This window comes from Enterobacter quasimori (genome assembly GCF_018597345.1).
GTDB lineage: Bacteria > Pseudomonadota > Gammaproteobacteria > Enterobacterales > Enterobacteriaceae > Enterobacter > Enterobacter mori.
This window is the reverse complement of the sequence record NZ_JAHEVU010000008.1, coordinates 65,815-89,318: the sequence shown is the minus strand read 5'-3', so window position 1 is coordinate 89,318 and position 23,504 is coordinate 65,815. Positions and strand designations below refer to the sequence as shown.

21 protein-coding genes are annotated in these 23,504 nt (G+C 55.8%); 14 read left to right on the top strand and 7 right to left on the bottom strand.

The window, feature by feature from the left end; translation table 11 throughout:
• Nucleotides 1-29: 29 nt before the first annotated feature.
• The gene (rluF, locus tag KK102_RS21260) at nucleotides 30-902 is read left to right on the top strand and encodes a 23S rRNA pseudouridine(2604) synthase RluF (RefSeq protein ID WP_216358378.1); all 873 of its coding nucleotides are present in this window, start codon (nucleotides 30-32) and stop codon (nucleotides 900-902) included.
• Here the strand turns inward: rluF and KK102_RS21255 are convergent, their stop codons facing one another.
• From KK102_RS21255 to lysC, 3 genes are all read right to left on the bottom strand, one after another.
• Nucleotides 903-1,175, bottom strand: a complete 273-nt coding sequence (locus tag KK102_RS21255; protein ID WP_126546096.1) for a YjbD family protein — start codon at nucleotides 1,173-1,175, stop codon at nucleotides 903-905.
• A gap of 50 nt (nucleotides 1,176-1,225) precedes the next feature.
• Entirely contained in the window at nucleotides 1,226-2,170 is a 945-nt protein-coding gene (gene panS, locus KK102_RS21250; RefSeq protein ID WP_126546097.1) for a ketopantoate/pantoate/pantothenate transporter PanS, read from the bottom strand.
• Nucleotides 2,171-2,263: 93 nt separating this feature from the next.
• Nucleotides 2,264-3,613, bottom strand: coding sequence for a lysine-sensitive aspartokinase 3 (gene lysC, locus KK102_RS21245; RefSeq protein ID WP_126546098.1), 1,350 nt, complete (start codon nucleotides 3,611-3,613; stop codon nucleotides 2,264-2,266).
• 375 nt (nucleotides 3,614-3,988) lie between these two features.
• Between lysC and pgi the strand changes: the two genes are divergently transcribed.
• The 6 genes from pgi (at nucleotide 3,989) to psiE (ending at nucleotide 10,382) form a co-directional block, all read left to right on the top strand.
• The gene (pgi, locus tag KK102_RS21240; RefSeq protein ID WP_216358377.1) at nucleotides 3,989-5,638 is read left to right on the top strand and encodes a glucose-6-phosphate isomerase; all 1,650 of its coding nucleotides are present in this window, start codon (nucleotides 3,989-3,991) and stop codon (nucleotides 5,636-5,638) included.
• 366 nt (nucleotides 5,639-6,004) lie between these two features.
• Entirely contained in the window at nucleotides 6,005-6,247 is a 243-nt protein-coding gene (gene yjbE, locus KK102_RS21235) for an exopolysaccharide production protein YjbE (RefSeq protein WP_008503423.1), read from the top strand.
• Nucleotides 6,248-6,309: 62 nt separating this feature from the next.
• Complete coding sequence (locus tag KK102_RS21230; RefSeq protein WP_126546100.1) at nucleotides 6,310-6,948, top strand: YjbF family lipoprotein; 639 nt, start codon at nucleotides 6,310-6,312, stop codon at nucleotides 6,946-6,948.
• On the top strand, nucleotides 6,945-7,682 hold the full coding sequence (locus KK102_RS21225) for a capsule biosynthesis GfcC family protein (RefSeq protein WP_108418101.1): 738 nt from the start codon (nucleotides 6,945-6,947) through the stop codon (nucleotides 7,680-7,682). The genes KK102_RS21230 and KK102_RS21225 overlap by 4 nt, the downstream gene beginning before the upstream one ends.
• Nucleotides 7,682-9,778 (top strand): YjbH domain-containing protein, encoded by a 2,097-nt coding sequence (locus tag KK102_RS21220; protein WP_126546102.1) that lies wholly within the window; start codon nucleotides 7,682-7,684, stop codon nucleotides 9,776-9,778. The genes KK102_RS21225 and KK102_RS21220 overlap by 1 nt, the downstream gene beginning before the upstream one ends.
• 193 nt (nucleotides 9,779-9,971) lie before the next feature.
• The gene (psiE, locus tag KK102_RS21215) at nucleotides 9,972-10,382 is read left to right on the top strand and encodes a phosphate-starvation-inducible protein PsiE (protein WP_000202963.1); all 411 of its coding nucleotides are present in this window, start codon (nucleotides 9,972-9,974) and stop codon (nucleotides 10,380-10,382) included.
• Nucleotides 10,383-10,478: 96 nt separating this feature from the next.
• Here the strand turns inward: psiE and malG are convergent, their stop codons facing one another.
• From malG to malE, 3 genes are all read right to left on the bottom strand, one after another.
• Nucleotides 10,479-11,369, bottom strand: coding sequence for a maltose ABC transporter permease MalG (gene malG / locus KK102_RS21210; RefSeq protein ID WP_126546103.1), 891 nt, complete (start codon nucleotides 11,367-11,369; stop codon nucleotides 10,479-10,481).
• 14 nt (nucleotides 11,370-11,383) lie between these two features.
• The gene (malF, locus tag KK102_RS21205) at nucleotides 11,384-12,928 is read right to left on the bottom strand and encodes a maltose ABC transporter permease MalF (RefSeq protein ID WP_126546104.1); all 1,545 of its coding nucleotides are present in this window, start codon (nucleotides 12,926-12,928) and stop codon (nucleotides 11,384-11,386) included.
• A 121-nt stretch (nucleotides 12,929-13,049) separates the two neighbouring features.
• Nucleotides 13,050-14,240 carry a maltose/maltodextrin ABC transporter substrate-binding protein MalE gene (gene malE / locus KK102_RS21200; protein ID WP_017382618.1) on the bottom strand — a complete coding sequence of 397 codons (1,191 nt, stop codon included), beginning with the start codon at nucleotides 14,238-14,240 and terminating at the stop codon, nucleotides 13,050-13,052.
• 372 nt (nucleotides 14,241-14,612) lie between these two features.
• Between malE and malK the strand changes: the two genes are divergently transcribed.
• The 5 genes from malK to ubiA all read left to right on the top strand — a co-directional run bounded on the left by malK (nucleotide 14,613) and on the right by ubiA (nucleotide 19,732).
• Entirely contained in the window at nucleotides 14,613-15,722 is a 1,110-nt protein-coding gene (malK, locus tag KK102_RS21195) for a maltose/maltodextrin ABC transporter ATP-binding protein MalK (protein WP_126546105.1), read from the top strand.
• 71 nt (nucleotides 15,723-15,793) lie between these two features.
• Nucleotides 15,794-17,104, top strand: coding sequence for a maltoporin (locus tag KK102_RS21190; protein ID WP_126546106.1), 1,311 nt, complete (start codon nucleotides 15,794-15,796; stop codon nucleotides 17,102-17,104).
• Between the two features lie 114 nt (nucleotides 17,105-17,218).
• A complete protein-coding gene (gene malM, locus KK102_RS21185; RefSeq protein ID WP_126546107.1) occupies nucleotides 17,219-18,172 on the top strand; it encodes a maltose operon protein MalM in 954 nt (317 codons plus the stop codon).
• Between the two features lie 180 nt (nucleotides 18,173-18,352).
• The gene (gene ubiC, locus KK102_RS21180; protein ID WP_126546108.1) at nucleotides 18,353-18,850 is read left to right on the top strand and encodes a chorismate lyase; all 498 of its coding nucleotides are present in this window, start codon (nucleotides 18,353-18,355) and stop codon (nucleotides 18,848-18,850) included.
• Between the two features lie 12 nt (nucleotides 18,851-18,862).
• Nucleotides 18,863-19,732: a 4-hydroxybenzoate octaprenyltransferase gene (gene ubiA / locus KK102_RS21175; RefSeq protein ID WP_126546109.1), complete on the top strand. Its 870-nt coding sequence runs from the start codon at nucleotides 18,863-18,865 to the stop codon at nucleotides 19,730-19,732.
• 91 nt (nucleotides 19,733-19,823) lie between these two features.
• Here the strand turns inward: ubiA and plsB are convergent, their stop codons facing one another.
• The gene (plsB, locus tag KK102_RS21170; protein ID WP_126546110.1) at nucleotides 19,824-22,244 is read right to left on the bottom strand and encodes a glycerol-3-phosphate 1-O-acyltransferase PlsB; all 2,421 of its coding nucleotides are present in this window, start codon (nucleotides 22,242-22,244) and stop codon (nucleotides 19,824-19,826) included.
• 153 nt (nucleotides 22,245-22,397) lie between these two features.
• Here plsB and KK102_RS21165 point away from each other — a divergent pair, with 153 nt between their 5' ends.
• Both KK102_RS21165 and lexA read left to right on the top strand, forming a co-directional pair.
• Nucleotides 22,398-22,766: a diacylglycerol kinase gene (locus KK102_RS21165; RefSeq protein ID WP_216358376.1), complete on the top strand. Its 369-nt coding sequence runs from the start codon at nucleotides 22,398-22,400 to the stop codon at nucleotides 22,764-22,766.
• A gap of 108 nt (nucleotides 22,767-22,874) precedes the next feature.
• Nucleotides 22,875-23,483: a transcriptional repressor LexA gene (lexA, locus tag KK102_RS21160; protein WP_013095053.1), complete on the top strand. Its 609-nt coding sequence runs from the start codon at nucleotides 22,875-22,877 to the stop codon at nucleotides 23,481-23,483.
• The last annotated feature ends 21 nt before the right edge of the window (nucleotides 23,484-23,504 follow it).

Genomic DNA, 23,504 nt, shown 5'->3' with positions numbered 1-23,504 from the left:
GGTATATTTCGCCCTTCACAGGAGAAACTATGCTGCCAACTCAATCAACCCGATTAAACAAATACATTAGCGAGAGCGGGATCTGCTCACGTCGCGAGGCTGACCGTTACATTGAACAAGGTAACGTGTTTCTTAACGGCAAACGCGCCACCATCGGCGATCAGGTGGTGCCTGGCGATGTGGTTAAAGTGAATGGTCAGGTCATCGAACCGCGTGATGCTGGAGACCTGGTGTTTATCGCGTTGAACAAACCGGTTGGGATTGTCAGCACCACGGAAGACGGCGAGCGGGACAACATCGTTGATTTCGTGAACCACAGCAGCCGTATCTTCCCGATTGGCCGTCTGGATAAAGACTCTCAGGGGCTGATTTTCCTCACCAACCACGGTGACCTGGTCAACAAAATCCTGCGTGCCGGTAACGACCACGAGAAAGAGTACATTGTCACGGTGAACAAGCCGGTGACGGACGACTTTATTCGCGGTATGGGCGCGGGCGTGCCGATCCTCGGTACCGTCACGAAAAAGTGTAAGGTCAAGAAAGAAGCGCCGTTCGCGTTCCGCATTACCCTGGTGCAGGGCTTAAACCGCCAGATCCGCCGCATGTGCGAATACTTCGGTTATGAAGTGACGAAGCTGGAGCGCACGCGCATCATGAACGTCAGCCTCTCCGGCATTCCGCTGGGCGAATGGCGCGACTTAACGGACGACGAACTGATCGAGCTGTTCAAGCTTATCGAGAACTCCTCGTCCGAAGCGAAGCCGAAGGCCAAAGCAAAACCGAAAACCCAGGCCATTAAGCGTCCGGTCGTGAAGGCACCGCAGGCGGAAGAGAAAGGACGCGGCAAACCGGGCAACGGGAAGCGATTTACCCAGCCTGGCCGTAAAAAGAAAGGGCGCTAGCTAGCGCCTTCCACGGGTAGAGGTATTGGCCGCCCAGGAAAAGGTCGTTTCGGTATCCGGCTTGTAAGCCTGCTGCTTTTTCAGTTTGCGGGCTTTTTTCGCCTCGGCGTCACGCTGCGCCATCAGTTTATCGATGTACTCTTTCTTAACCTGATTGGTTTCGGCGTTCGTCAGCGTGCGGCCATGCGCGATGCGGGCGCGGTCGAGAAGCGTTTTCAGTTCGCGCTGCTCGGCTTCGGTCATGTCTTTCTGGGTCAAACGTGGTGTCGCCATTGCTGAAGCCTCCTGAGAGAGAGGCTTCAGTGTAAAGTAAGCTGAGTCAATTAACCCTGCTTCACCGCATCTTTTTTCGTTTGTTCATCAATCGGTTTGCCGGACCAGTAGCCCGCCAGCAGCGAGCCGGAGAGGTTGTGCCAGACGGAGAACAGCGCACCCGGCAGGGCCGCCAGCGGCGAGAAGTAGATTTTACCGAGCGCCGCCGCCAGGCCGGAGTTCTGCATCCCTACCTCGATTGCCAGCGTGCGGCAGGTCGATTCGTCGAAGCCAAACAGTTTCCCGCCCCAGTAGCCGCCCAGCAGGCCGATGGTGTTATGCAGCACCACCGCGACGATCACCACAAAGCCTACGGAAGCAATGTGTGAGGCGGACCCCGCCACCACGGCGCTGATGATGGCCAGAATACAGGCCATTGAAAACGCGGGCAGGTAGGGCTCAACGGCCTTCACCACGCGCGGGAAAAGATGGTGAATGACCAGCCCCACCGCAATCGGGATCACCACGATTTGTAGAATACTCAGCAGCATGCCCATTACGTCCACCTGAATATGCGCATCCACGTACAGGCGGGTTAGTAGCGGTGTAGCAACGACGCCAACCAGCGTCGAAACGGATGAGATCGTGACGGAGAGCGCCACATCGCCTTTCGCGAGATAGATCATCACGTTAGATGCCGTACCGCTGGCGACGCTGCCCACCAGCACCATCCCGGCGGACAGATCCGGTGGCATGTTGAAGGCCATCGCCAGCAGCCACGCCGCGAGCGGCATCACCAGGTAGTGCAGGAAAATCCCGGCGGCGACCGGTGCCGGGCGAGACAGCACGCGCTTAAAGTCGTCGACTTTCAGATGCACGCCCATACCGAACATGATCAGCATCAGCAGCGTGGTGACCCACGGACCAATACCGGTGAACGTGGTGGGGGTGTAATACGCGAGTACGGAGAGCAGCAGCGCCCATAACGGGAACAGCCGCGTAATGGCGGATAACATAGTGGTTTCCTTGCAGTATTGTCGTGTTGTTTAGTTATGAAAAAGCCGGGTCTGTGCCCGGCTTGTAGATAATGTTTATCGTGCTAACGAATTTTATTCAAACAAATTCTGATGAAGTTTCTGCACGACCGGCTCGGCCTGATCGGCAGGCACCAGGAAGCAGAGGTTGTAGCTGGACGCACCGTAGCAGATCATGCGGATGTTGAACGGGTCGAGCACGCCAAACACCTCTTTACCCACGCCGCAGGCGCGCGACAGCTTGTTGCCGATGATGGCCACCAGCGCCAGGTTTTCTTCCACTTCCACGCGACACAGTTCAGACAGTTCAATCAGCAGCGACTGCGTCAGCAGGGTGTCACCGGTTGAGGTAGAGCCGGTGGTGTCCAGCGTCAGCGCAATGCTCACTTCAGAGGTGGTGATCAGGTCCACGGAGATATTGTGGCGCGCCAGAATGCCAAACACTTCCGCCAGGAAGCCGCGGGAGTGCAGCATATTATGGCTGTGTAACGTAACCAGCGTCTGCTTACGACGCAGGGCCAGCGCGCGGAACAATGGCGGGTTCTCGGTTTTCTTGCAGACCAGCGTGCCGCCCGCTTTCGGATCTTTACTGGAGCCCACGAAGACAGGAATATCGCTGCGCACCGCAGGCAGCAGCGTTGCCGGATGTAGCACTTTCGCGCCGAAAGTGGCCATTTCAGCCGCTTCTTCAAAGGCGATCACGTCAATACGTTTTGCCGCAGAGACCACGCGTGGATCGGTGGTGTAGATACCTGGAACATCTGTCCAGATGTCCACGCGGGTGGCGTGCAGCGCTTCGCCCAGCAGAGCGGCGGTATAATCGCTGCCGCCGCGGCCCAGCGTCGTCGTGCGTCCTTTCGCTTCGCTGCCAATAAAGCCCTGGGTGATCACCATGCCTTCCGCCAGACGCGGAGCCAGCTGCTGATTGGTCAGCTCCGCCAGCGCTTCAACGTCCGGCTCGGCGCGGCCAAAGCGGTCGCTGGTGCGCATCACTTTACGCACGTCAAACCACTGCGCCTGTACGTTACGCTCGCGCATGATCTCAACAAACAGCAGGGTGGACATCAGCTCCCCGTGGCTGACCAGTTCGTCGGTCAGGGCGGTGGAGGTAGCCAAAGAGGCGGCTTCTGCCAGGGTAGTGATATTTTCCAGCAGACGTTCCACTTCCTCGCGGATCACGTTCGGGTTCTGCAGACGCTCAAGAATGTCGAACTGAATTTTGCGCAGTGCATCCAGCTTCACGAAACGTTCTGTCGCTTCAAGTCCTTCAGACAGAGAAACCAGCAGGTTCGTCACGCCGGCGGATGCAGACAGCACCACCAGGCGGGTATTCGGATCGGCCAGCACCACATCGGCGCTGCGGTTCATGGCATCGTAATCGGCCACACTGGTGCCGCCAAACTTGGCGACCACAAAACTCGTCATAACAACCTCGTGTCAGGGAATGAATAGAGCGACCATGGCACAAGAAAGAAACGAAAACAGGTGCAGGCGCAAAATACGGCCCTATAAATAAAATGTGGGGGAGGTCCTGTCAATGCTGGGATTATGCGGATTTTTTATGGGGGGGTACCCCTCAGTAACAGGACTTATAACAGGGCCATATTTTATGCTCCCTTTTAGCCTGTTTTGGGCGACATTTCGCCGCCCCAGGAGGCTCCGCCAGCAGCTATACTTTTCGGGTCTTTTCACCTGCGTTTGATACAGGCCAGGGCAATGGCATAAAAACCATCACAATTTTTATTTGCAGGCGCTACAATCGACCGCAGTCACAATTCTCAAATCAGAAGAGTATTGCTAATGAAAAACATCAACCCAACGCAGACCGCTGCCTGGCAGGCACTACAGAAACATTTTGATGAAATGAAAGACGTCACCATCGCGGATCTGTTCGCGAAAGATGCCGATCGTTTCAATAAGTTCTCCGCAACCTTCGACGACCTGATGCTGGTGGATTTCTCCAAAAACCGCATTACCGAAGAGACGCTGGCAAAACTGCAGGATCTGGCGAAAGAGACTGAGCTTGCCGACGCCATCAAATCCATGTTCTCCGGTGAGAAGATCAACCGTACCGAAGACCGCGCCGTGCTGCACGTGGCGCTGCGTAACCGTAGCAATACGCCAATCATCGTTGACGGCAAAGACGTCATGCCGGAAGTGAACGCGGTGCTGGAAAAGATGAAAGCCTTCTCTGAAGCGATCATCTCCGGCAGCTGGAAAGGCTACACCGGCAAGGCTATCACCGACGTGGTGAACATCGGTATCGGCGGTTCTGACCTCGGCCCATTCATGGTGACCGAAGCGCTGCGTCCGTACAAAAACCACCTCAACATGCATTTCGTGTCTAACGTCGATGGTACCCACATCGCCGAAGTGCTGAAGAACGTGAACCCGGAAACCACCCTGTTCCTGGTCGCGTCCAAAACCTTCACCACCCAGGAAACCATGACCAACGCCCACAGCGCGCGCGACTGGTTCCTGAAAACGGCTGGCGACAACAAGCACGTGGCGAAACACTTCGCGGCGCTGTCTACCAACGGTAAAGCGGTGGGCGAGTTCGGTATTGATACTGCGAACATGTTCGAGTTCTGGGACTGGGTTGGCGGCCGCTACTCACTCTGGTCCGCGATTGGCCTGTCCATCATCCTGTCCGTGGGCTTTGACAACTTCGTTGAGCTGCTCTCCGGCGCGCACGCGATGGACAAACACTTCTCCACCACCGCGCCTGAGAAAAACCTGCCGGTGCTGCTGGCGCTGATCGGGATCTGGTACAACAACTTCTTCGGCGCCGAAACCGAAGCGATCCTGCCGTACGACCAGTATATGCACCGCTTTGCGGCCTACTTCCAGCAGGGCAACATGGAATCCAACGGTAAATACGTGGACCGTAACGGCAACGCGGTGGATTACCAGACTGGCCCAATCATCTGGGGCGAGCCGGGCACCAACGGCCAGCATGCGTTTTACCAGCTGATTCACCAGGGCACCAAAATGGTACCGTGCGATTTCATCGCGCCGGCTATCACCCATAACCCGCTGTCCGACCACCATCCGAAGCTGCTGTCCAACTTCTTCGCGCAGACCGAAGCGCTGGCGTTCGGTAAATCCCGCGAGGTGGTAGAGCAAGAATACCGTGACCAGGGTAAAGATCCGGCAACCCTGGACCACGTTGTGCCGTTCAAAGTGTTCGAAGGCAACCGTCCAACCAACTCCATCCTGCTGCGCGAAATCACCCCGTTCAGCCTGGGCGCGCTGATTGCCCTGTACGAGCATAAGATCTTCACGCAGGGCGCTATCCTGAACATCTTCACCTTTGACCAGTGGGGCGTTGAGCTGGGCAAACAGCTGGCAAACCGCATTCTGCCAGAGCTGGGTGACGATAAAGCGATCGACAGCCACGACAGCTCTACAAACGGCCTGATTAACCGTTATAAAGCATGGCGTGCGTAATCAATATGTCATGAAAAATGCCGGCGATATGCCGGCATTTTTTTATCGGATAAATCCTGATGTCTGTTAGTTAACTCAAATTATGGTTCTGAGTTTTATCTGAAAAAGCCCGTTAACCCGTTAATCACTGCGGTTTATTTTAGGAAGATCCGGATAATTAAATTATTGCGTGTTTATTATATCATATTGATTTTTAATCAAAATATATTTTATTAATTCATCTTCTATTTCGTTTTTATCCATTAGTCTGAAAACGCCATCCCTATTTATCCGCACGGCAATCCCGCTGCTTTAGTTGTGTATACTCGAATCCGCCTGAATTTCTTTTCGGGCAAATCTCCATTCATTCATTGAAGGGAAATTGTTATGAAAAAAGTACTGTATGGCATTTTTGCCATATCTGCGCTTGCGGCGACATCTGTTTATGCAGCTCCGGTTCAGGTCGGGGAAGCAGCAGGGTCGGCTGCGACGTCTGCGTCTGCGGGAAGTTCTACCGCAGCCAGCGCCAGCACCGTAAGTTCAGCCGTGGGTGTCGCGCTGGCGGCAACCGGTGGCGGTGATGGCTCCAATACCGGAACCACGACCACCACGACGACCAGCACCCAGTAATAGCGGGTGTTTTAATCATAACCACACTTCGGTGTGGTTATTTCGCCCTTCGGAGAAGAGTCGTGAAGCGACCTGCAATCATTATGATTTGCCTGCTGTTGCAGGCGTGCTCAGCCACCACCAAAGGGCTGGGAAATTCCCTGTGGGACAGCCTGTTCGGTACGCCGGGCGTGCATCTGACCGATGACGAACTGCAGAACATGCCGTATGCCAGCCAGTACATGCAGCTAAACGATGGCCCGCAACTGTTTGTGGTGCTCGCTTTCGATGAAAACGGGCAGCAGAAATGGGTGACGCAGGATCGGGCCACCATCGTGACGCAGCATGGTCGTATCGTGAAAACGCTGCTTGGTGGTGACAATCTGCTTGAGGTAAACAACCTCGCCGACGATCCGCTGATCAAACCTAACCAGATTACCGACGGCGCAAGCTGGACGCGCACAATGGGTTGGACCGAACACCAGCAGGTGCGCTACGCCACGGCGCGTTCTACCTTCCGCTGGGACGGCACCGACAGTGTCAACGTCGGTAGCGACGAAACGCAGACTCGCGTGCTGGATGAAGAGGTCACGACCGATCAGGCGACCTGGCATAACCGTTACTGGATAGATGAAGAAGGGCAAATTCGCCAGTCCTTGCAGTATCTCGGTGCCGGTTTCTTCCCGGTGAAAACAACCCTGATCAAGGCGGCGAAATCATGAAAACGCTCATCCACGTTGCGCTTCTCGCCAGTCTTGCCACGCCGCTGGCATGGTCAGCGGGAACAGTGAAAGTCTACACGCCGGACAACGCGCAACCCAAAACCTTAACTAACGCAGAGCATCTGCTCGATCTCGTTGGACAGCCAAGGCTGGCTAACAGCTGGTGGCCGGGAGCGGTCATCAGCGAGCGTCAGGCAACGGTAGTGGCGGAACAACAACACCATGCCCTGCTGGCTCGCCTGACGGGTTTGGCGGAGCAGGAAGACGGCGATGATGCCGCCGCTATCAACAACGTTCGCCAGCAGCTCCAGGCGCTGAAGGTAACAGGCCGCCAGAAGGTGAACCTTGATCCAGATGAAGTGCGCGTCGCGGAAAAGGGTAACCCCACGCTTGAAGGAGAGTACACGCTCTGGCTGCCAGTGAAGCCGACGACGGTGACCGTGATGGGGCTAATCAGCAGCCCGGGCAAAAAGCCCTTTACCCCCGGTCGCGATGTGGCGAGCTACCTCGACGAACAAAGCCTGCTGAGCGGCGCGGATAACAGCTACGCCTGGATTGTTTATCCCGACGGGCATACGCAAAAAGCACCGGTAGCGTACTGGAATAAGCGACATATCGAACCCATGCCCGGCAGCGTGATTTTTGTCGGCTTTGCCGACCATTTCTGGACGAAGGCGTATGACGGGCTTAATGCCGATATCCTTCATTCCCTGACGCAGCGGATACCGGATTAATGAAAAGAACCTATCTCTACAGCATGCTGGCGCTGTGCGTAAGCGCTGCCTGCCATGCGGAAACGTATCCGGCGCCCGTTGGACCGTCGCAATCAGACTTCGGCGGCGTTGGTTTACTGCAAACCCCTACCGCGCGTATGGCACGCGAGGGGGAGATCAGCCTCAACTATCGCGATAACGATCAGTATCGCTACTACTCCGCCTCCGTACAGCTTTTCCCGTGGCTCGAAACCACGCTGCGCTATACCGACGTGCGTACCAAACAGTACAGCAGCGTCGAGGCTTTCTCTGGCGATCAGACCTATAAGGACAAGGCCTTCGACGTCAAGCTGCGCCTGTGGGAAGAGAGCTACTGGATGCCGCAGGTGTCCGTCGGTGCGAAAGATATCGGCGGGACCGGTCTGTTTGACGCGGAATACATCGTGGCCAGCAAAGCCTGGGGGCCGTTTGACTTCTCACTGGGGCTTGGCTGGGGCTATCTGGGAACCAGCGGCAACGTCAAAAACCCGTTTTGTACCTACAGCGATAAATACTGCTACCGCGATAACAGCTACCAGAAAGCGGGCTCCATCAACGGCGATCAAATGTTCCACGGCCCGGCCTCGCTGTTTGGCGGCGTGGAGTATCAGACACCGTGGCAGCCATTACGCCTGAAGCTGGAGTATGAAGGGAATGATTACTCGCAGGACTTCGCCGGGAAAATTGAGCAGAAGAGCAAGTTTAACGTCGGCGCCATTTACCGCGTCACCGATTGGGCCGACGTTAACCTCAGCTACGAGCGTGGCAATACCCTGATGTTTGGCTTCACGCTGCGCACCAACTTTAACGATATGCGTCCGCACTATAACGACAATGCGCGGCCTGCGTATCAGCCTGAGCCGCAGGATGCGATCCTCCAGCACTCTGTGGTCGCCAATCAGCTGACGTTACTGAAATACAACGCCGGTCTGGCCGATCCGAAAATTCAGACCAAGGGCGACACGCTGTACGTCACCGGCGAGCAGGTGAAATACCGCGACTCGCGCGAAGGGATCGAGCGCGCTAACCGGATCGTGATGAACGATCTGCCGGAGGGGATCCGCACGATCCGCGTGACGGAAAACCGCCTCAACATGCCGCAGGTGACGACCGAAACGGACGTCGCCAGCCTGAAGCGCCATCTGGAAGGTGAACCGCTCGGGCATGAAACCGAGCTGGTGCAAAAACGCATCGAGCCCGTGGTGCCAGACACCACCGAGCAGGGCTGGTATATCGATAAATCCCGCTTTGATTTCCATATCGACCCGGTGCTGAACCAGTCCGTCGGCGGCCCTGAAAACTTCTATATGTACCAGCTGGGCGTGATGGCGACGGCGGATCTGTGGGTCACCGACCACCTGCTGACCACCGGCAGCCTGTTCGGCAACATCGCCAACAACTACGACAAGTTCAACTACACCAACCCGCCAAACGACTCGACGCTGCCGCGGGTGCGTACCCGCGTGCGTGAGTATGTGCAGAACAACGCTTACGTGAACAACCTGCAGGCCAACTACTTCCAGTACTTCGGCAACGGCTTCTACGGCCAGGTGTACGGCGGGTATCTGGAAACCATGTTCGGCGGTGCGGGGGCGGAGGTGTTGTACCGTCCTGTTGACAGCAACTGGGCGTTTGGGATTGATGCTAACTACGTCAAACAGCGTGACTGGCGCAGCGCGCAGGACATGATGAAGTTCACCGACTACAGCGTCAAAACGGGTCACCTGACCGCCTACTGGACGCCGTCGTTCGCGCAGGACGTGCTGGTGAAAGCCAGCGTCGGCCAGTATCTGGCGGGCGATAAGGGCGGTACGCTGGATATCTCCAAACACTTCGACAGCGGCGTAGTAGTGGGCGGCTATGCCACCATCACCAACGTTTCGCCGGACGAATACGGGGAAGGGGACTTCACCAAAGGGGTTTATGTGTCGATTCCGCTGGATCTCTTCTCGTCAGGACCAACCCGCAGCCGTGCGGCAGTGGGCTGGACGCCGCTGACGCGCGACGGCGGCCAGCAGCTTGGGCGTAAGTTCCAGCTGTATGACATGACCAGTGACAAGAACGTTAACTTCCGCTGATGCCCCTCACCCTAACCCTCTCCCCAAAGGGGAGAGGGGATCGCTCGGCGCTGTCTTTTCTCCCTCGCCCCTTTGGGGAGAGGGCCGGGGTGAGGGGAATCCTCTCCGTTGCGCCAAACATAAACAAAAAATATAGATCCCCGTCACATTTTTGCGTTATACAGGAACCTCGCCCTGGAGAATGAGGTGCTGTATGACATCCCTGACGCGTCCGCGCGTTGAGTTTATCTCAACGATCCTCCAGACCGTGCTGAACCTCGGTCTGCTGAGCCTTGGCCTGATACTGGTCGTCTTTCTCGGCAAAGAGACGGTGCATCTGGCGGATGTACTGTTCGCCCCAGAACAAACCAGCAAATATGCGCTGGTGGAAGGGCTGGTGGTCTACTTTCTCTACTTCGAATTTATCGCCCTGATTGTGAAGTACTTTCAGTCCGGCTTTCACTTCCCGCTGCGTTATTTTGTCTACATTGGTATCACTGCGATAGTGCGGCTGATCATCGTCGATCATAAATCCCCGCTCGACGTACTGATCTACTCGGCGGCGATCCTGCTGCTGGTGATCACCCTCTGGCTGTGCAACTCGAAGCGGCTGAAACGCGAATAAAAAAATGGCGCTCCGAAGAGCGCCTAACAACAGTCACAAGTTGGGTCAATACAATACGTCTAAAGTTGAGGGTTGCAGTGGCATAACAAATGAAACTTAACCTTTCACACCGCCCGCCGTCAGGCCATTCACCAGCCAGCGCTGGGCCAGCAGGAACACCACGGTAATCGGGATGGCAGAGAGTACGGCCGCCGCGGCAAAGTCGCCCCACAGGTAGTTTTGCGGGTTGAGGTATTGCTGCATGCCGACGGCCAGGGTGTAGCTGTTCACATCGCGCAGTAACAGTGAGGCAACCGGTACTTCGGTGATCGCAGCGATAAACGACAGGATAAACACCACCGCCAGAATCGGCACCGACAGCGGCAGCAGAACCAGACGGAACGCCTGCCACGGGGTAGCGCCATCCAGCGACGCCGCTTCTTCCAGCGAGCCGTCGATGGTTTCGAAATAGCCTTTGATGGTCCATACATGCAGCGCGATACCGCCAAGGTAGGCGAAGATCACGCCGCCGTGGGTGTTCAGGCCGATGAACGGCACGTACTGGCCCAGGCGGTCAAACAAGGCATACAACGCCACCAGCGACAGCACGGCCGGGAACATCTGGAAAATCAGCATCCCTTTCAGCAGCGTCGCTTTGCCCGGGAAACGCATGCGGGCGAAGGCATAAGCGCAGGTCGTGGAGAGCGTCACGATGCCGATCGCGGTGATGGTCGCAACCTTCACCGAGTTCCACAGCCAGAGCAGCACCGGGAACGGCGGCGGCGTGACGCGGCCATCCGCGTGTTCAACGCTGAAGCCCAGCGCGAGCTTCCAGTGCTCCCAGGAGATTTCATCCGGGATCAGGCTTCCTGTCGCGAAGTTACCCGAACGCAGGGAGATGGCGATAACCATCAGCAGCGGGAACATGATCGCCGCGATAAAAATCAGCAGGCCTAAGTGCGTCGCGAGGAGGCGCAGCTTCTGTGATTTGGGTTGGACCATAGACATAATCAGTGCCCTCCTTAGTCGAATTTCATACGTGTGGCTTTCAGGTTGACAATCGCCAGTGCGCCAACCAGCAGGAAGATCAGGGTAGCAATCGCCGCTGCCAGGCCGAAGTCCTGACCGCCGCCGCCTTCGAAAGCGATGCGGTAGGTGTAGCTCACGAGCAGGTCGGTATAGCCTGCTGGCGTAGTCGTACCGAGTCGATCCGGGCCGCCGTTGGTCAACAGCTGAATCAGCACGAAGTTGTTAAAGTTAAAGGCGAAGCTGGCTATCATCAGCGGCGTCAGCGGCTTAATGAGCAGCGGCAGCGTAATTTTGAAGAAGTTCTGGAACGGACCCGCGCCGTCCATCGCCGAGGCTTCATACAGATCGTCCGGGATAGCCTTCAGCAGGCCCATGCACAGGATCATCATGTAGGGGTAACCGAGCCAGGTGTTCACGATGATAATCATCGAGCGGGCGGTTGTTGGGTCGCTGAACCAGGCCGGTTTGATACCGAACAGCGCGCTCAGCATCATGTTGATTTCACCGAAGCTCTGGTTAAACAGCCCTTTGAAAATCAGAATTGAGATAAACGACGGTACGGCGTACGGCAGAATCAACAGCACGCGGTAAATCGCTTTGCCCTTCAGGGATTCCCACTGGACGAGGCAGGCCAGTATCATGCCGACGGCGACGGTCAGGATCACGGTCAGGACCGAGAAAACGACCGTCCAGACGAAGATGGCGAAGAACGGTTTCTGAATGCCTTCGTCGGTAAACACGCGGGTAAAGTTGTCCCAGCCGATGGTGACGGTATAGCCCGGGCTGAGCTTGTCATCACCCCATTTGCCGTCGGCAGTAATGGACTGATAGAAACCAATGTCATTATTCGGGCGATATTTCACGCCGCTCTGATTGTTGGTCAGGGTGCCGTCATCCGCAAGCGTGTACAGCGGCTGCGTGCCGGAGAACTGGCGCAGCGAGCTCATGGTCACTTTGCTTTCGTCTGGCAGCACGGCGGTGAGCTGGGTCAGCGCCTGACGGTTTTGCGTAATCACGCGCAGATTGGCACGTTCACCTTCCGGCAGGGCCGCAGCCTCTTTTAAGGCCAGCTTTTGCTCGCCGCCAAATTTGAACGCGTCGGAGATATAGTTTTTGCCGCTCTCTCCGTCAGTGAGTGCTAACTTCCACTCGTCACCCGCAGGATACAGGCCGAAGTTAAAGGTTTTACCCGCCTGATAAGAGCGGTCCAGAAGCACCTGCGTTGCGCGTTCCTGCGCGAGCTGGTTAGTGCTGCTGTAGTTGGTGAACGCAATGGCGATGGTACAGATCAGCGGGAAGAGAACAAATAGCCCCATCCCGGCCACGCCAGGGTAGACATAGCGCCAGGCGTAGGCTTTACGGTTGGCGAAAATATACAGGCCAGCAGAGCTTAAAATCAGCGTCATGATGGCAAACAGATATTCCCCTTGTACGTACATTAAAACAACAAGGTAACCCACCAGCAGACACAGCAGACCTATCACTGACCACTTCAGTGCGTCGCTTTGCCACCAGTGCTTCTTTTTAATGACATCCATGGGGTTCTTCCTCTACAACGGTGGAAACTTATCGTCAGGTGGCGCTGCGCTTACCTGACCTACGGATCGTGCCGTAGTCGTAGGGCGGGTAAGCGCACGCGCCACCCGCCGTTTTTCAGACTTACTTAGTAATACGACCCTGAGCATCTTTCAGCGCGGCATCAACGGTCTGGCGACCGCTTGCTGCGTTGATAACCGCAGTACGGGTGGCGTACCAGAACGCGGCCATCTGCGGGATGTTTGGCATGATCTCGCCTTTCTGGGCGTTATCCATGGTGGCCGCGATGCGTGGATCTTTCGCCAGCTGGTCCTGGAAGGATTTCAGCGCAACGGCACCCAGCGGTTTGTCCTTGTTCACTTCATCCAGACCCTGATCGGTCAGCAGGTAGTTTTCCAGGAACTCTTTTGCCAGCTCTTTGTTCGGGCTGGCGGCGTTGATGCCTGCGCTCAGCACGCCCACGAACGGTTTTGACGGCTTGCCGTTGAAGGTTGGCAGCAGCGTCACGCCGTAGTTGATTTTGCTCTTGTCGATGTTGGTCCAGGCCCACGGACCGTTGATGGTCATCGCGGTTTCGCCTTTATTGAACGCCGCTTCCGCGATGGAGTAGTCGGTATCCGCGTTCATGTGTTTGTTCTTGATGAGGTCAACCAGGAAGGTCAGACCCGCTTTCGCGCCCGCGTTGTCCACGCCCACGTCTTTCACGTCATATTTGCCGTTTTCAAACTTGAACGCGTAGCCGCCGTCGGCAGCAATCAGCGGCCAGGTGAAGTACGGCTCTTGCAGGTTGAACATCAGGGCGGATTTACCTTTCGCCTTCAGCTCTTTATCCAGGGCAGGGATCTCTTCCCAGGTCTTCGGCGGGTTTGGTACCAGGTCTTTGTTGTAAATCAGAGACAGCGCTTCAACCGCGATTGGATAAGCGATCAGCTTGCCGTTATAGCGGACGGCGTCCCAGGTGAACGGGAACAGCTTGTCCTGGAAGGCTTTATCTGGGGTCACTTCAGCCAGCAGACCAGACTGTGCGTAACCACCGAAACGGTCATGCGCCCAGAAGATGATGTCCGGGCCGTCGCCGGTCGCTGCAACCTGCGGGAATTTCTCTTCCAGCTTGTCCGGATGTTCTACGGTCACTTTGATGCCGGTGTCTTTCTCGAATTTCTTACCCACTTCGGCCAGGCCGTTATAGCCTTTATCGCCGTTAATCCAGATAACCAGCTTACCTTCTTCAATTTTGGCGAGAGCCGGTGCGGAAATCATCATTGCTGCCAGGGCGGACAATGCGAAAACGCGTGCGCCAGTCTTGATCTTCATATCTGCCATCCTTTTTTGGTGATGTGCTCGTGGATACACTGAGGTGGTTCAACGTGACTCAGTCTCCTTATTTGACATCCTCTTTCCATCCTCCCAGCCCCTACGCCCCACCCCCTGTTTGTGTGATCCCGGTTGCATAAATTTAAGTTATGAGTGCTGGCGCACATAAAAACCCACCGAATTTTGCAGGTGGCTTCACGAATTTTGCCTCAGCCCTCCAGCCGCGGTCGCAGAGCCTGCTCTCTCATCCTCCCGCCTCCTCCCCCATAAAAAAGGCGGGGGGTGGAGGATTCGGGAAAGTAATGGATACCCCATAGTGAACTTATCTTGAATGTTTCTGTCGGTGACAGGTTGTAACGAAGGGAGAAGGGCATGGCGAGCGTACAGCTGCGTAATGTAACGAAAGCCTGGGGCGACGTAGTGGTGTCTAAAGACATCAATCTGGACATCACTGAAGGCGAGTTCGTGGTGTTTGTTGGCCCATCAGGCTGTGGTAAATCTACTCTGCTGCGTATGATTGCCGGTCTTGAAACCATCACCAGCGGCGATCTGCTGATCGGTGATACCCGAATGAACGACATCCCGCCTGCCGAACGTGGCGTCGGCATGGTGTTCCAGTCTTATGCACTTTATCCCCACCTTTCCGTTGCGGAAAACATGTCCTTTGGCCTGAAGCTGGCTGGCGCGAAGAAAGACGTTATTAACCAGCGCGTGACGCAGGTAGCGGAAGTGCTGCAGCTGGCGCACCTGCTGGAGCGTAAGCCGAAAGCACTTTCCGGCGGTCAGCGTCAGCGCGTGGCGATTGGTCGTACCCTGGTCGCCGAGCCGCGCGTGTTCCTGCTCGATGAACCTCTCTCAAACCTGGATGCCGCCCTGCGCGTCCAGATGCGTATCGAAATCTCCCGTCTGCACAAGCGTCTTGGCCGCACGATGATTTACGTCACCCACGATCAGGTCGAAGCGATGACGCTGGCCGACAAAATCGTGGTGCTGGATGCCGGCCGCGTGGCGCAGGTGGGTAAACCGCTGGAGCTGTACCACTACCCGGCAGACCGCTTTGTTGCGGGCTTCATTGGCTCGCCAAAGATGAATTTCCTGCCCGTCAAAGTGACCGCGACAGCCATTGAACAGGTACAGGTGGAGCTGCCAAACCGTCAGCAGGTCTGGCTGCCGGTTGACAGCGCCAACGTACAGGTTGGGGCAAACATGTCCCTGGGTATTCGTCCTGAGCACCTGCTGCCGAGCCACATCGCCGATGTGACCCTGGAAGGTGACGTTCAGGTCGTCGAACAGCTTGGTCACGAAACACAGATTCATATCCAGATCCCCGCCATCCGTCAGAACCTGGTCTACCGCCAGAATGACGTGGTGTTGGTAGAAGAGGGTGCCAAATTCGCTATCGGCTTGCCGCCAGAGCGTTGCCATCTGTTCCGTGAGGATGGCACCGCATGTCGTCGGCTGCACAAAGAGCCTGGCGTTTAAGCAATCCCAAAAGAAGACACGAAACCGACAGGTGAAGTGTTCAAAGAAAAGCAATGATCTCAGGAGATAGAATGATGATTACTCTGCGCAAACAAGTCCCTCTGGCAATCGCCGTTGCGGCAGGCATCCTGTCTGCCCAGGCAGGCGCCGTGGACTTTAAAGGTTATGCTCGTTCCGGCATTGGCTGGACCGGGAGTGGCGGTGAACAACAATGTTTCCAGGCAACAGGTGCACAAAGTAAATACCGTCTCGGTAACGAATGTGAAACCTACGCCGAGCTGAAACTGGGCCAGGAAGTGTGGAAAGAAGGCGATAAGAGCTTCTATTTCGACACTAACGTCGCGTATTCCGTTTCTCAGCAGAACGACTGGGAATCCACCAGCCCGGCCTTCCGTGAAGCTAACGTGCAGGGTAAAAACCTGATTGAATGGCTGCCAGGCTCCACCATCTGGGCCGGTAAGCGTTTCTATCAACGTCATGACGTCCACATGATCGACTTCTACTACTGGGATATTTCTGGTCCTGGTGCGGGTATCGAAAACATCGATCTGGGCTTCGGTAAACTGTCTCTGGCTGCAACCCGTTCTTCTGAGTCCGGCGGTTCTGCGACCTTCGCCGATCGTGATGCGAACGGTGACCGTGTTTATGACAACGTCGTGCCAAACGATGTCTTCGATGTCCGTTTAGCGGGTCTGGAAACCAACCCGGGCGGTACGCTGGAGCTGGGTGTTGATTACGGTCACACTAACATTCCAGACGATTATTACCTGCAGCCTGGCGCCTCTAAAGATGGCTGGCTGTTCACCGCTGAACACACCCAGAGCATGATGAAGGGCTTCAACAAGTTCGTTCTGCAGTACGGTACGGACTCCATGACCTCAAACGGTAAAGGTATTCCACAAGGCGGTAGCGTTGATAACGACGGCTCCATGTGGCGTGTGCTGGACCACGGTGCAATCACCCTGGCAGACCGTTGGGACCTGATGTACGTCGGTATGTACCAGAACATCGATCGTGACAACAACAACGGCACCGAGTGGTGGACCGTGGGTGTACGTCCAATGTTCAAATGGACGCCGATCATGAGCACCCTGCTGGAAGTGGGCTACGACAACGTCAAATCTCAGAAAACTGACGACAAAAACAGCCAATACAAAATCACCCTGGCACAGCAATGGCAGGCAGGCGACAGCATCTGGTCTCGTCCGGCTATCCGTGTCTTCGCAACCTACGCGAAGTGGGATGAGAAATGGGGCTACGCAAATAACGGCGACACTGGCTACACCTCTGGCGTGGCTTACAGTGACACCTCTGCGAAGACCTTCAGCCGCGGCGACAACGATGAGTGGACCTTCGGTGCCCAGATGGAAATCTGGTGGTAATTCGTTAGACCTGACGTAATGACCTAAAAAGAGGGGCGTAAGCCCCTCTCTCCTTAGGGTGCTGCGCGCTATTGCCTGGCCACCGCAGTGCTCACGCTATCAGAGGTAATAACAATGAAAATGAAGAAAAGTCTCGTCGCGCTGTGCCTCTCTGCGGGGCTGCTGGCCTGTGTTCCGGCTGTCACCTTTGCAGACGTCAATTTCGTTCCGCAAAATACCAGTGCTGCGCCAGCGATTCCGGCGGCGGCACTCCAGCAGCTGGTGTGGACGCCAGTTGATCAATCAAAGGTTCAAACCACTCAGCTTTCTGCCGGTGGTCAATCCCTGAACGTGCCTGGTATCAGCGGCCCGGTTGCGGCATTTAGCGTGCCCGCCAATATTGGTGAACTGACCCTGACGCTGACCAGCGAAGTGAACAAGCAAACCAGCGTATTCGCGCCTAACGTTCTGATCCTCGATCAAAACATGACGCCATCAGCCTACTTCCCGAGCGACTATTTTAGCTATCAGGAACCGGGCGTAATGAGCGCTGACCGACTGGAAGGCGTAATGCGCCTGACGCCAGCCCTGGGACAGCAGAAGATTTATGTCCTGGTATTCACCACAGAAAAAGATTTGCAGAAGACGACAAAGCTGGTTGACCCGGCGAAAGCCTACGCGAAAGGCACCGGAAACTCTGTCCCGGATATTCCGGACCCGCTTGCTCGTCATACCACTGATGGTCTGGTCAAACTGAAAGTCTCCACCAACAGTGCTTCAAGCGTACTCGTCGGCCCTCTGTTCGGCTCATCCGGCCCGGGCCCTGTAACGGTAGGAAACACCGCGGCACCCGTCTATGCCGCACCTGCTGCTGCCGCGCCTGTGGCTGCATCGGCCCCTGCACCAGCACCAACGAAGCCATCTGAGCCGGTACTGAACGACACCGAAGCGTACTTCAACAATGCCATTAAGCAGGCAGTGAAGCGCGGCGATGTCGACAAAGCGCTGAAGCTGCTTGATGAGGCCGAACGTTTAGGTTCAACCACTGCCCGTTCCACCTTTATCAGCAGTGTAAAAGGCAAGGGGTAACCGTTTCCCCACAGTGCTGATTTGTTAGTAGTTTAGTGCGCCTGAGTGGGCGCACTTTTTTTGGTTCACTTCGCGCTGTTGCGCCATTGTTGCGATAGTGATCGCTAAATAACGTTTGACCGCCCTCAATCCGCGTTTCTGCGATACAATGCCATTACGTTATGTATCGGAGAGTCTGGCATGTCACACCCCGCGCTTACGCAACTGCGTGCGCTGCGCTATTTGGACCAAATACCCGCGCTTGACCCGGAGCAACTGGACTGGTTGCTGCTGGAAGATTCCATGACGAAACGTTTTGAGCAACAGGGCAAAACGGTCACGGTGACGATGATTCAGGAAGGGTTTGTCTCTGCCGATGACATCGCCAGCGAGCTGCCGCTGTTGCCGAAAGAAGATCGCTACTGGCTGCGTGAAATTTTATTGTGTGCTGACGGCGAGCCGTGGCTTGCCGGGCGAACGGTGGTGCCTGAGTCTACCCTTTCCGGGCCAGAGCTTGCCCTGCAACGATTGGGGAAAACGCCGCTGGGGCGGTATCTTTTCACCTCGTCTGAACTTACCCGAGATTTTATTGAGATTGGCCGTGATGCCGACCTGTGGGGGCGTCGTTCCCGCCTTCGTCTGAGTGGTAAACCGTTAATATTGACGGAGCTTTTTTTACCGGCATCGCCGTTGTACTGAGAGGAAGACAAAATGGAGTGGAGCCTGACGCAAAACAAGCTGCTGGCCTATCACCGCTTAATGCGAACGGATAAACCGATTGGCGCATTGCTGCTGCTGTGGCCAACCCTATGGGCGCTGTGGGTAGCGACGCCGGGCCTGCCGCCGCTGTGGATCCTGGCGGTGTTTGTTGCCGGTGTCTGGCTGATGCGTGCTGCAGGCTGTGTAGTAAACGACTATGCAGACCGGAAATTTGACGGACATGTAAAGCGAACGGCTAATCGCCCGCTGCCCAGCGGCCAGGTGACGGAAAAAGAGGCGCGCACGCTGTTTGTGGTGCTGGTGCTGCTCTCTTTCCTGCTGGTGCTAACGCTTAACACCATGACGATCCTGCTGTCTGTCGCCGCGCTGGCGCTGGCCTGGGTCTACCCGTTTATGAAACGCTACACCCATCTGCCGCAGGTGGTGCTGGGCGCGGCATTTGGCTGGTCGATTCCAATGGCGTTTGCCGCGGTTAGCGAATCTGTTCCGCTCAGCTGCTGGCTGATGTTCCTGGCGAATATTCTCTGGGCAGTGGCGTACGATACACAGTACGCGATGGTTGACCGCGATGACGATCTCAAGATTGGCGTCAAGTCGACGGCGATCCTGTTTGGCCGTCAGGACAAACTGATTATCGGCATTTTGCAGGTGGGGGTGCTGGCGCTGATGGTGGCGATTGGTCGCCTGAACGGGCTGAACTGGGAATTTTACTGGTCCGTGCTGGTGGCGGGACTGCTGTTTGCGTATCAGCAGAAGCTGATTGCGAAGCGCGAGCGTGAAGCCTGCTTTAAAGCGTTTTTAAATAATAACTACGTCGGTCTGGTGCTGTTCCTGGGCCTGGCGATGAGCTACTTCTCATAAAAAAGCCGGGTGGCGGCTTCGCCTTACCCGGCCTACGATTTAGCAGAACATGTAGGCCGGGTAAGCGTTAGCGCCACCCGGCTTTTTTACATCACTCGTCCTGCGTCGCGCTTTCAATCGTTAAACGCACGTCCGAGGTAATCAGCTCGGCCAGCATCTGGTAAATCTTGAGCGTCTCTTCCGGTTCGGCATCGCCCGTATCGCTGATAAACCCTTCATCACGCAGCGTCAGCACCAGTGAGCTGAAGACCGCTTTGTCGAAGAACTCCGGTGCGTTAATGCCGTGCAGAACAGACAGGCGCTGTGCCAGCGTCCGGCTCTCTTTTTCCAGCGTACCGCGGTTGATAGACGGGTTCGCGCTGAGCAGCCAGAAGGTGATGGCGTAGCGCTGCAGCGTTTCACGCGCACCGGCGGCCAGCAGCTGCAGGGTGCGGGAACGCGACGGGTTGATATGCAGCTCGTCATTAGTCAGGGTAATCAGCCCCTGACGGCGCATCTCTTCCGTCATTTTATCCAGTTCTACCGCCAGCTCATCTTTACTCCAGCGCAGGAACAGCTCCGCTTTCAGCATCGGGTAGATGGCTTCAAGATGGCGCAACAGTTCCTGACGCGAAATGCGGCGATGCTGGGTAATAATGGCCGCCATCAGCGAAGGCAACATCAGCATATGCGTGATGTTGTTGCGGTAGTACGTCATCAACACGGCCTGCTCGCGCGGCAGAATGATGATGTCACCGATGGTGTCTTTCTCGACTTCGAACTTATTCATCTGCAGCGCGTGGTCGATGAGCTCGCTCGCGGTAGCAGTAGGCACGGTCGAATCAACCGAATACGGCACGTTGCGCATAATGTTCAGGTAGCAATCAAGCTGCTCGGTCAACTGCTCACGGGTGAGTGAGCGCTGGCGAGAGGCCAGAAGCGCGGTACAGCACAGGTTCATGGCGTTCGCCGCACCTGCGTTGTTGATGCGCACCATCAGCTCGGATGCAATGCCGTTCACCGTAGGCGTCAGCCACGCCGGACGTACCGCTTCGATAGGGTCGATAGACTCGCGCCACTCTGGAACATGGTTGTTCAGATACGTCATCAGCGGCATCGGTTCGCCAAAGTTCACGTAGCCCTGGCCAAGATTGCGCAGCTTGCTCAGGCCGCGCAGCATCTGCGGCAGGCTCTCTTTCTCTTTGGTCGCACCGCGCAGCTCTTTGGCGTAAGTGCCCACTTCCATCACGTGTTCATAGCCTATGTAAATAGGCACCAGCGTGATTGGACGCGTACCGCCGCGCAGCATCGCCTGGATGGTCATCGACAGCGTGCCGGTTTTCGGATCGAGCAGACGACCGGTACGGGAACGACCGCCTTCCACGAAGTATTCAACGGAATAGCCGCGGCTGAACAGCTCGCCGAGATATTCACGGAACACCGTGGAGTAGAGCTTGTTACCCTTAAAGGTACGGCGAATAAAGAACGCACCCAGACGGCGGAAGATCGGGCCTGCTGGCCAGAAGTTAAGGTTGATACCCGCCGCAATGTGCGGTGGCACCAGCCCCTGGTGATACAACACATAGGAGAGCAGCAGGTAGTCCATGTGGCTGCGGTGGCAGGGCACATAAACAATTTCATGACCGTCATGGGCCAGCTGGCGTACGCGCTCGGCGTTGTGGACGTTAATGCCCTGATAGAGACGGTTCCAGGTAAAACTCAGGATACGGTCGGAGAGACGAATCATCTCGTAGGAGAAGTTCGCCGCGATCTCTTCCATCAGCGCAATGGCGTTCTGCTGTGCTTTCTCGTGGGAAATCTTCTTGCTGCGCGCTTCGTCTTCAACTGCGCGGGCAATCGCTTTGGAGGCCAGCAGCTTGTTGAACAGATCCTGGCGCGCCGGGAGACGTGGCCCAACGGCAGCCAGACGCTGGCGTGCGAAGTGCATACGCGCTACGCGTGCCAGTTTTTGCGCGATGATCTTGTCGGTGCCGTGCTCGTCCGCCATACGACGCAGCGAAACGGAAGGGGAGAAGCGCACAAAGCTGTCGCGTCCCAGCCAGGAGACCGCGAAGAACTTCTGGATGCCGTTGAGCATACGCAGCGGCGGATTCTCTTCGCCTTTTTCGCGGCCCGGACGGCGACCAAACATCACTGAGACTGGCACCATCTGCACATCCAGATCGGGATTGCTGCGGTGCAGGTCGAGATAATCATGGAACAGCTTGATGGACTCTTCTTTCGGCGTGTAATAGGTAAACACGCGCGGCCCGCCGTGGATAAACACATAGCGCGGCAGCAGAGTGCCATCAACTTCAAGCGGCTCAAGTGGGTCAGGTAAATCATGCGCCAGACACTGGGCGCGAAGCGTCAGCAGGTCTGCCTTCGAGTTATAAGGCAAAACGTACATAATAGGGCGCGACGTATCGAGTCCTAATTCCAGCGCAGGTTCTGCTGGGATAGACTTACTTTTTACCAGGACGCTTAATGGTAAATTAAGTAATTTGTAGTAAATTCGTGGCCAGCCGGACATAAACGATGTAAAGCCTCTGGTTAATAATGCAATTGCGGCGCAAGGATAACAGAAAGCGCGCAAAATTTCTGTTGTTACCCGTCATACTTCGGCTACAGCGAAACGCGCTGCTGCCAGAGTTACTGACGCTATTTCCAATAAAAGGTTCTATTAATGGCCAATAATACCACTGGGTTAACTCGAATCATCAAAGCTGCCGGCTATTCATGGAAAGGTTTCCGTGCCGCATGGGTCAATGAAGCCGCGTTTCGCCAGGAGGGCATCGCTGCTATCGTCGCGGTTATCATCGCCTGTTTCCTTGATGTTGATGCTATTACCCGCGTGCTTCTCATCGGCTCTGTTCTTTTGGTGATGATAGTGGAAATTCTCAATAGCGCTATTGAGGCGGTTGTGGACCGTATCGGTTCAGATTTCCACGAACTTTCTGGCCGTGCGAAAGACATGGGGTCTGCCGCTGTGCTGTTGGCGATTATCACGGCAGCGATCACCTGGGTCACGCTGCTTTGGTCACATTTCCGATGAGCCTCGAGGAATAATTAAGTCCCTGGTTTTTTGTGCAGTTTTTGGTTCCAAAATCGCCTTTGACTGTATATACTCACAGCATAACTGTATATACACCCAGGGGGCGGAATGAAAGCGTTAACGACCAGGCAGCAAGAGGTGTTTGATCTCATCCGGGATCATATCGGCCAGACGGGTATGCCACCCACGCGTGCGGAAATCGCTCAGCGTCTGGGCTTCCGTTCTCCAAATGCGGCCGAGGAACACCTGAAAGCGCTGGCGCGCAAAGGTGTGATTGAAATTGTGTCTGGCGCGTCTCGCGGCATTCGGCTGCTGGTGGAAGAAGAGACCGGCATTCCGCTGGTTGGTCGTGTCGCCGCAGGTGAACCTCTGTTGGCCCAGCAGCATATTGAAGGTCACTATCAGGTCGATCCTGGTATGTTCAAACCGAGTGCAGATTTCCTGCTGCGCGTCAGCGGGATGTCCATGAAAGATATCGGCATTCTTGACGGCGATCTGCTGGCCGTTCACAAAACGCAGGATGTACGTAACGGTCAGGTTGTGGTCGCGCGTATTGATGATGAAGTGACCGTCAAGCGACTGAAAAAACAGGGCAACACCGTACAGCTGCTGCCCGAAAATAACGAATTCTCCCCGATTGTGGTGGATCTGCGCGAACAGAACTTCTCCATTGAAGGTCTGGCCGTTGGTGTTATCCGCAACGGTGAATGGCTGTAACCTCTTCCTGACAGGCTACGG